Consider the following 6,000-nt stretch of genomic DNA (forward strand, 5'->3'; position numbering starts at 1 on the left):
AAGTTTGATTTATAGACAGTATTTTTCTGGACGGTGTGGAAGTTGTCTAGGGCATTATTGGAATCATAATGATGATTAGATATGATTAAGTATGAATTATTATGAAAGGGTTTCACTATGCGCCACACCATTTCACTCCCTGATCCTATGAGCCACTATGTAGATGGTCAGGTTGCATCAGGTTTATACGGCAATATCAGCGAGTATATTCGCGACCTAATACGGAAAGACCAAGAACAGAAACAAATGGCTATAAACGAATTAAGAGCCGTTTTAGACCATGCTGAGGCTAGTGGGGTCAGTCGTTTGTCAATGGCTGAGATTCGCACTAAGGCACGTCTTAAGGTCGCACAATGAGTTATCAATTAACGGAGGATGCAGAGCAGGATATTTTAGACATCTATGTCTATTCCTATCGTGAATTTGGTGAGGATAAAGCTGAATCCTACTACGAAACCCTAAGCGCTCATTTCGATCTGTTAGCTACTAATCCAAAGCTGGGTACTGACTTTGGTCATGTGAAAGCACAAGTAAGACGGTCTACTTGTGCCAGTCATTCAATTTATTACCGATTGAAAAACAATGATGTATTAATTCTAAGAGTACTACACCAAAGTCGTGACCCTGCTAGATTTCTTTGAATTTAACTTGCTTCAGATAAAAAAGTACCTTGAATTGTAATTTTTAAGGCTGGTTGTCCAACTACGTGACCAGCCATATTAAAATTTTTATCGGTTGAGTTGCCTTGTAGTGCTAAATCAAAATTATTAGCTGCCCCAAAGATCGAATCATTACCAGCTTGATTCCATTTATTAATATTTATTTGTCCAGAGATTAAATTATTATTGGAATCTATTTTGCCCGTATACAAGTAAGCTGGATCACCACCGTTTATTGCTCCATCTTTAACAACTACTAATCCATAACCTGTTATACCTAAAGATGAAGTAAAGTTTGCATGATAAATACCATTCTTCATAGTTTGATAGCCTTTAAAAAATTAATAATGTTTAAAATTATATCAATTAAGTAGGTCATATTGAGACCAACCCTTGGTAGTAGTTAATGTTTTCTTCTCTTTGATGGTGTGAAAACACCCCTCTGTTTTTAACATTCGTTTTTAATACGTTTTTAGGTGTCGAATTCGTTAATAAAATCATATAGATAGAGTACCCAATTCTAACAAAAAGGTTGTTAAATCTAACAAAAAGGTTGTTAAATCTAACAAAAAGGTTGTTATCCTAACACTTGATTATTATGTTGAGTTTGTTAGGCTAACAATAAATCAAAAGGAAGATTTATTGTATGAAACCCCTTACTAAAACCAGTTATATCAACATGACTAATGACCTTATTCGTAGCGCTCAGGGTTTGAATTTAGGTGAGAAGCGTTTATTGATGCTGGCAGTTTCTAAACTCGACAGTAAAGCTAAGCCTAGTGTGCAAGCTGCTACAGTAAAAATTACGGTTGCAGAGATGGTGCAAGAGTTTGACCTCAACCCTGATAAAGCCTATCAAGAAGCTAAAAAAGCAGCTCAAGGTATTATGAAACGCCAAATTCGGTTCAAACCCGATGATGCCGACGTGGCATTAATTCAGTGGGTGGGCAAATCAGCCTATAACAAGGGACAGGGCTGGATATTGATTGAATTTTATCATGGATTATTTCCACATTTGTTTGACTTAAAGGGCTACTTTGCTAGTTACAAACTCAGTCGAACCAGTGCTTTGCGCTCTATTTATTCGTGGCGCTTGTTTGAGCTATTTATGCAATTCAAGAACACTGGCTTTTTAACGATTTCTATTGATGAGTTTAATCATATTATGGAGGTGGCAGATACCTACAAAAATGATTTTGGGCTGCTAAGAACTAGAGTCATTGAGCCAGCCACTAAAGAAATTAGGGAAAAGACGGGCTAGCCGTGACTTGGGAAGCTATTAAAGGCGGTCGCAAAGTCAAAGCATTGAAATTTACCTTTCCGGCTGAAACACCAGAAGCCAAACCCGCAACCAAACGCGCCAAATCCCCCAAGCAATCCTCAGAAACTGTTGATAAGCCCCTCACCAAAGCTCAGGCTAAGGCGGAATTAGAGAGCTTTAAGAAGCTAGCCGCCTTAGCGAAATTGAAAGGTGTTGAAAAGGTAAGATAAGTTCTAAACGACTTATAAAAAAAGCCCTGACAGGGGAACTGAGGGCTTAAGAAGTGTTGAGAGTTTTGATTAAAACCGTTTTTTAATAGTGAGTTCTTAATCGTGGTCAGAACGACCAGAGTCATGAGAGTCTGAATCCGAATGCCCCGAATCATGAGAGTCTGAATCACCAGAGCTGTGTGACTCAGAATGATTGGAATCGGAGTCAGAACCGGAGCTATGTGACTCAGAACGACCCGAATCAGCATCAGAGTGACCTGAACTATGAGATTCCGTGCCAGCACGATCATCAGAGCCAGAACGTTCGGTAGCGCTACTATGCGATTCAGTACGACTAGAACCTGTGCTATGCGACTCGGTGCGTCCTTTGAGCAAATCATCCTTGTCTGATTGTCCTGAGACTTGACCCTTGAAATAGGTTTCTTCTGCAAAGCTGCTTTGAGTCATACCGACGGCTACTAAAGCACCAAAAACTAAGGCGGCTAATTTCATCATGATGTCCTTCTCTAGAGGTGGCTGAGTAGTTGATGATGAGAGATTAGTGCTGAGATCTTAATAACTTCTTAAGTGCTAATGGATTTTAAAAAAACGCTCGTTTTTTCCGGTCATCTGACGAGTTTGATTTTTAAGCAAGACTTTCTTAAATTTTTTACCCCTATGCTTCGCTGATTTTTTAGGCTTTAAGCGTCCAGAAAAAACGCCCTTATCTCAGCGCCACGCTAGATCCATTTTCAGCACTCAATGAATAACAATTACGCATGGAATACTTAAAAATCCGCCGCAGCAAAACGCAGCGCCGCGCCAATGGTTTGCCCTATGCCGTGCCTTTGTGGGTCACTAAGCGGCGCAAATATGGGGATACCTTAAGCGAGGAGGCGATTTCGATTAAGCGCCCTGTGCTAGTTATGGGTGCTCACGATTCCGGCAAAACCCGCTGGTTACAACGTATGCACGAACACGCGCTAGAGATTTGGGGCAGTAAAACGCTGGCTCAGCCGTTGTATTTGGACACGCTCAGTCCCTTGAGTACGTGGTGTGAGCCGAGCTTTTTGGCGACGTGGTGGGATCAGCGCCGCCATACCTTGACTCAGTTAGACCCGGAATGGACTGCCCAGCTATGGAAACACTTAAAAGCGCATACCCGTGCTGAGCTGCTCAGTACCTATTGCCAAGACACTAAGGCGGTGCTGCTGGTGGATGATGCGCACAAGCTCACCGGACGTAAGCTCCAGATTGCGCGTCAATGCGTGCTAGAAGCCCCGATTTTTGTCATGGCGGCGAGCGAAGAGCAGCGCCTACCTCCTAGCCTACGTTCGGTCGTGATGCGCCGAGAACCGCAAATTTTTAGATTAGATTCGGAAGTTTCTTATGACGCTACCAACTTGTTTATTTGGGCGCTATTGCTCGCGTGTTTGGCGCTGGGGTGGTGGGAAGCTGCGCTGGTCATGGGTGGGGTTAAAGCTTTGGGTAGTGGTCGGCGGGCTAGATGTGGAGGATATTTCCGGTTTGGGCAATTCGTATGTGGGAATTGTCGCCAATATGCCGCTTTACTCCAGCAATGAGCTAGACCGCCACAAAGAACGTGAATATAACCGCCTTGACATCAGGGGATTCCTTAGTACAGCCGTCCATGTCCGAACGGGAGAACGATGCTAGTTCTCTTACTTCACCCTGTCCCCGTAGAACTACTAGACAAGAGGAGTTAGGCAGCAACAGCCTAACCAACTCGAATAAGTATAACGTTCATCGGCTGTCGCCGATAGCCTTATATCTCGTACCTGAAGAAAGGAGCTTTACGGCTTTTCCGGTAAAGACACCGCCAAGGCGGTCGCAGACTTTGTGAGTAGTATTGCTGCCCGTAATCACGCGGTGCGCTCTGTGGCGCTTTATCGCAGCTTAGAAGCGCGTGCCGCGATTCGGGTGCAACAGGGCATTGTGGAGGTCACCGAACAAGTGGGTTACATGGAAAAAGTCGCCAATGCCCAAAAAGAGCTGGTCAACCAAGAGGCAAAAATCATGGAAACGCGCCTGATGTTGGCGGGGATGTGTGACCCGGTGAATGCCAAACGGATGGGGGATTGGTTGAAACAGGTTTCAGTTGTGCCGAAACACGACCGATGAAGTGGATTAATCACCTAGCGATTGCCGGCGCTACAACGGCTCTGGTTGCGCCGGAACTCGTACCCCTAGCCCTGATAGGGTCTACCGCTCCTGATTGGCTAGAAACGCTTTTAAATGCGTTTAAACAGCATGTTCGCCATCGAACAGTGACCCACTATGTGAGTGTGTGGGGAATGGGCTTGGTGTTTGCGGTGGGGTTGTGGGATTTTCACGGGATATTAGCGGCGTTTATGTGGGGGGCTTGTCGCATGTGTTGGCGGATGCGCTTACGGTAATGGGTGTGCCGTTTTCGCCTTATTCGGATCGGCGTTTTCATTTGTTGGGCGGGAGGCTCCGAACGGGTGATCCGGGGGAGTATTTCATTGCGTGGGGGTTGGTGGGGCTGTGTTTGCTGCTGTCGGTTGTGTTTAAGCCTCAGGGCGGGGTGGGCTGGTATCCGTTTTTCTTTGATTGGGCAGGGTTGTATCAGGACGGGGTGATTGATGCGAAGGAGTGGAAGGATAATCGGCTGAGGTTTTTTTGAGCAACCATTAGTAAAAATGGTCGCTCAATTTTGCTCTAAAATTATTATGGAATTAAATGATTTAAAATAAAATGTATCTTTTCTGAGATTTCATTTAAACCTAAACTATTATCCGATAATAGCTTTTCAAAACTATTGAATATTTTTGGCACTAGCGTCAAAAAACGACTAAAATTTTCTAATTTTTGCCATTTCTTGATTTTTAAACTAAGAATTTCTTTTTCTAACTGTAATTTTTGAATTTCAGATGTTAAATCTTTCATCTTATATTCTCCTGTTTCAGGATAATTAACGTCATCACGACGTGCATCTGGGGTTGAAAATACCACTCCCATTACTAAATATTATATACTTATCGTAAAACAATCAATAAATACTTTTTAAATCAGTTACTTAAACTTCATTTGCACACTAATTCCCACCTAACTCTAACATAAGCAGAAATTCCAATTATTTATAAGTTATTGATAAATAATATTTTAATTTTCATATATGGACGTTTAGTTACCCATAAGACGACATTTACCTTGCAGGTTCAGTCGTGGTCTTTTCTTTTTTCGTGCGTAAGCACACCTCTTCTTTTTATTTTTAATATTTTTAATATTTTTAGACGCGAAATTCTCTTTTAAAATCAATATATTGCAAAGGCATAAGACGACGTTTTCCGTGCTATAAGACGACGTTTTCCGTGCTATAAGACGACGTTTTCCGTGCTATAAGACGACGTTTTCCATGCTAATAAAGACTATAAATAAAATTGTCTTTTTGAAAGACTTAATGATATAGTAGTCTCTACTATGAAAGACCTAATTGTTAAAGACAACGCATTGATTAACGCTGGCTATAGTCTAACGATTGTTGAACAGCGCATTATTTTACTAGCCATTGTTGAGGCTAGACGAACCAATACTGGAACAAAGAGGCCAACACCCTTTAACTATTCATGCCGATAGTTACATAACGCATTTTGATGCCCATAAAAATACTGCCTACAGTGCTCTACAAGAGGCGTGTAAAAATTTGTTTGAAAGACGATTTACTTATCAAGAGATCAATAAATGGAAATCTTGAAAAGGTTTATAGTCGTTAAGTTAGTGAGGTTCGATATATTGATAATGGTCAGTGTCAAACTGATTTTTCTCCAGCCGTAGTACCTCTCATCACCAATTAGAAAAACAATTTACCAGCTTATGAGATAGAACAAGT

The 6,000-nt window shown here is 42.0% G+C and carries 13 protein-coding genes; 10 read left to right on the top strand and 3 right to left on the bottom strand.

The genetic code is table 11. From position 1 onward, the window contains the following. The first annotated feature begins 117 nt into the window (after positions 1-117). Together IPL34_RS18995 and IPL34_RS19000 are read left to right on the top strand one after the other, a co-directional pair. Entirely contained in the window at positions 118-357 is a 240-nt protein-coding gene (locus tag IPL34_RS18995; protein ID WP_296843099.1) for a type II toxin-antitoxin system ParD family antitoxin, read from the top strand. Next, complete coding sequence (locus IPL34_RS19000; RefSeq protein ID WP_296843100.1) at positions 354-641, top strand: type II toxin-antitoxin system RelE/ParE family toxin; 288 nt, start codon at positions 354-356, stop codon at positions 639-641. The genes IPL34_RS18995 and IPL34_RS19000 overlap by 4 nt, the downstream gene beginning before the upstream one ends. Positions 642-643: 2 nt before the next feature. On the opposite strand, the gene IPL34_RS19005 is transcribed toward IPL34_RS19000, so the two are convergent. Next, positions 644-979 (bottom strand): GrlR family regulatory protein, encoded by a 336-nt coding sequence (locus IPL34_RS19005; protein ID WP_296843101.1) that lies wholly within the window; start codon positions 977-979, stop codon positions 644-646. A 326-nt stretch (positions 980-1,305) separates the two neighbouring features. On the opposite strand from IPL34_RS19005, the gene IPL34_RS19010 reads away from it, so the two are divergent. Together IPL34_RS19010 and IPL34_RS19015 are read left to right on the top strand one after the other, a co-directional pair. Then, the gene (locus IPL34_RS19010) at positions 1,306-1,920 is read left to right on the top strand and encodes a replication initiation protein (RefSeq protein ID WP_296843112.1); all 615 of its coding nucleotides are present in this window, start codon (positions 1,306-1,308) and stop codon (positions 1,918-1,920) included. Between the two features lie 2 nt (positions 1,921-1,922). After that, positions 1,923-2,150 (top strand): hypothetical protein, encoded by a 228-nt coding sequence (locus IPL34_RS19015; protein ID WP_296843113.1) that lies wholly within the window; start codon positions 1,923-1,925, stop codon positions 2,148-2,150. 96 nt (positions 2,151-2,246) lie between these two features. Here IPL34_RS19015 and IPL34_RS19020 read toward each other — a convergent pair whose 3' ends face one another. Continuing rightward, positions 2,247-2,645, bottom strand: a complete 399-nt coding sequence (locus tag IPL34_RS19020) for a hypothetical protein (RefSeq protein ID WP_296843103.1) — start codon at positions 2,643-2,645, stop codon at positions 2,247-2,249. Between the two features lie 263 nt (positions 2,646-2,908). Here IPL34_RS19020 and IPL34_RS19025 point away from each other — a divergent pair, with 263 nt between their 5' ends. From IPL34_RS19025 to IPL34_RS19040, 4 genes are all read left to right on the top strand, one after another. Further along, positions 2,909-3,712 carry a hypothetical protein gene (locus IPL34_RS19025; RefSeq protein ID WP_296843104.1) on the top strand — a complete coding sequence of 268 codons (804 nt, stop codon included), beginning with the start codon at positions 2,909-2,911 and terminating at the stop codon, positions 3,710-3,712. 277 nt (positions 3,713-3,989) lie between these two features. Further along, positions 3,990-4,271: a hypothetical protein gene (locus tag IPL34_RS19030; protein WP_296843105.1), complete on the top strand. Its 282-nt coding sequence runs from the start codon at positions 3,990-3,992 to the stop codon at positions 4,269-4,271. Then, entirely contained in the window at positions 4,268-4,546 is a 279-nt protein-coding gene (locus IPL34_RS19035) for a hypothetical protein (protein WP_296843114.1), read from the top strand. The genes IPL34_RS19030 and IPL34_RS19035 overlap by 4 nt, the downstream gene beginning before the upstream one ends. After that, positions 4,471-4,794, top strand: coding sequence for a hypothetical protein (locus IPL34_RS19040; protein WP_296843115.1), 324 nt, complete (start codon positions 4,471-4,473; stop codon positions 4,792-4,794). Before IPL34_RS19035 ends, IPL34_RS19040 begins: the two co-directional genes overlap by 76 nt. Before the next feature lie 44 nt (positions 4,795-4,838). Here the strand turns inward: IPL34_RS19040 and IPL34_RS19045 are convergent, their stop codons facing one another. Then, positions 4,839-5,129 carry a hypothetical protein gene (locus IPL34_RS19045; protein ID WP_296843107.1) on the bottom strand — a complete coding sequence of 97 codons (291 nt, stop codon included), beginning with the start codon at positions 5,127-5,129 and terminating at the stop codon, positions 4,839-4,841. Between the two features lie 462 nt (positions 5,130-5,591). Here IPL34_RS19045 and IPL34_RS19050 point away from each other — a divergent pair, with 462 nt between their 5' ends. After that, a complete protein-coding gene (locus IPL34_RS19050) occupies positions 5,592-5,747 on the top strand; it encodes a RepB family plasmid replication initiator protein (RefSeq protein ID WP_296843116.1) in 156 nt (51 codons plus the stop codon). Then, positions 5,683-5,865, top strand: a complete 183-nt coding sequence (locus IPL34_RS20780) for a RepB family plasmid replication initiator protein (protein WP_366931105.1) — start codon at positions 5,683-5,685, stop codon at positions 5,863-5,865. The genes IPL34_RS19050 and IPL34_RS20780 overlap by 65 nt, the downstream gene beginning before the upstream one ends. Positions 5,866-6,000 lie beyond the last annotated feature (135 nt).

Source organism: Thiofilum sp., from assembly GCF_016711335.1.
In the GTDB taxonomy this organism is placed as follows: Bacteria; Pseudomonadota; Gammaproteobacteria; order Thiotrichales; family Thiotrichaceae; genus Thiofilum.

Coding starts and splice junctions, on each gene's coding strand:
- IPL34_RS19000 (WP_296843100.1), top strand. CDS start 354: ATGAGTTATCAATTAACGGAGGATGCAGAGCAGGATATTTTAGACATC.
- IPL34_RS18995 (WP_296843099.1), top strand. CDS start 118: ATGCGCCACACCATTTCACTCCCTGATCCTATGAGCCACTATGTAGAT.
- IPL34_RS19050 (WP_296843116.1), top strand. CDS start 5,592: ATGAAAGACCTAATTGTTAAAGACAACGCATTGATTAACGCTGGCTAT.
- IPL34_RS19020 (WP_296843103.1), bottom strand. CDS start 2,645: ATGATGAAATTAGCCGCCTTAGTTTTTGGTGCTTTAGTAGCCGTCGGT.
- IPL34_RS19025 (WP_296843104.1), top strand. CDS start 2,909: ATGGAATACTTAAAAATCCGCCGCAGCAAAACGCAGCGCCGCGCCAAT.
- IPL34_RS19035 (WP_296843114.1), top strand. CDS start 4,268: ATGAAGTGGATTAATCACCTAGCGATTGCCGGCGCTACAACGGCTCTG.
- IPL34_RS19010 (WP_296843112.1), top strand. CDS start 1,306: ATGAAACCCCTTACTAAAACCAGTTATATCAACATGACTAATGACCTT.
- IPL34_RS19045 (WP_296843107.1), bottom strand. CDS start 5,129: ATGGGAGTGGTATTTTCAACCCCAGATGCACGTCGTGATGACGTTAAT.
- IPL34_RS19005 (WP_296843101.1), bottom strand. CDS start 979: ATGAAGAATGGTATTTATCATGCAAACTTTACTTCATCTTTAGGTATA.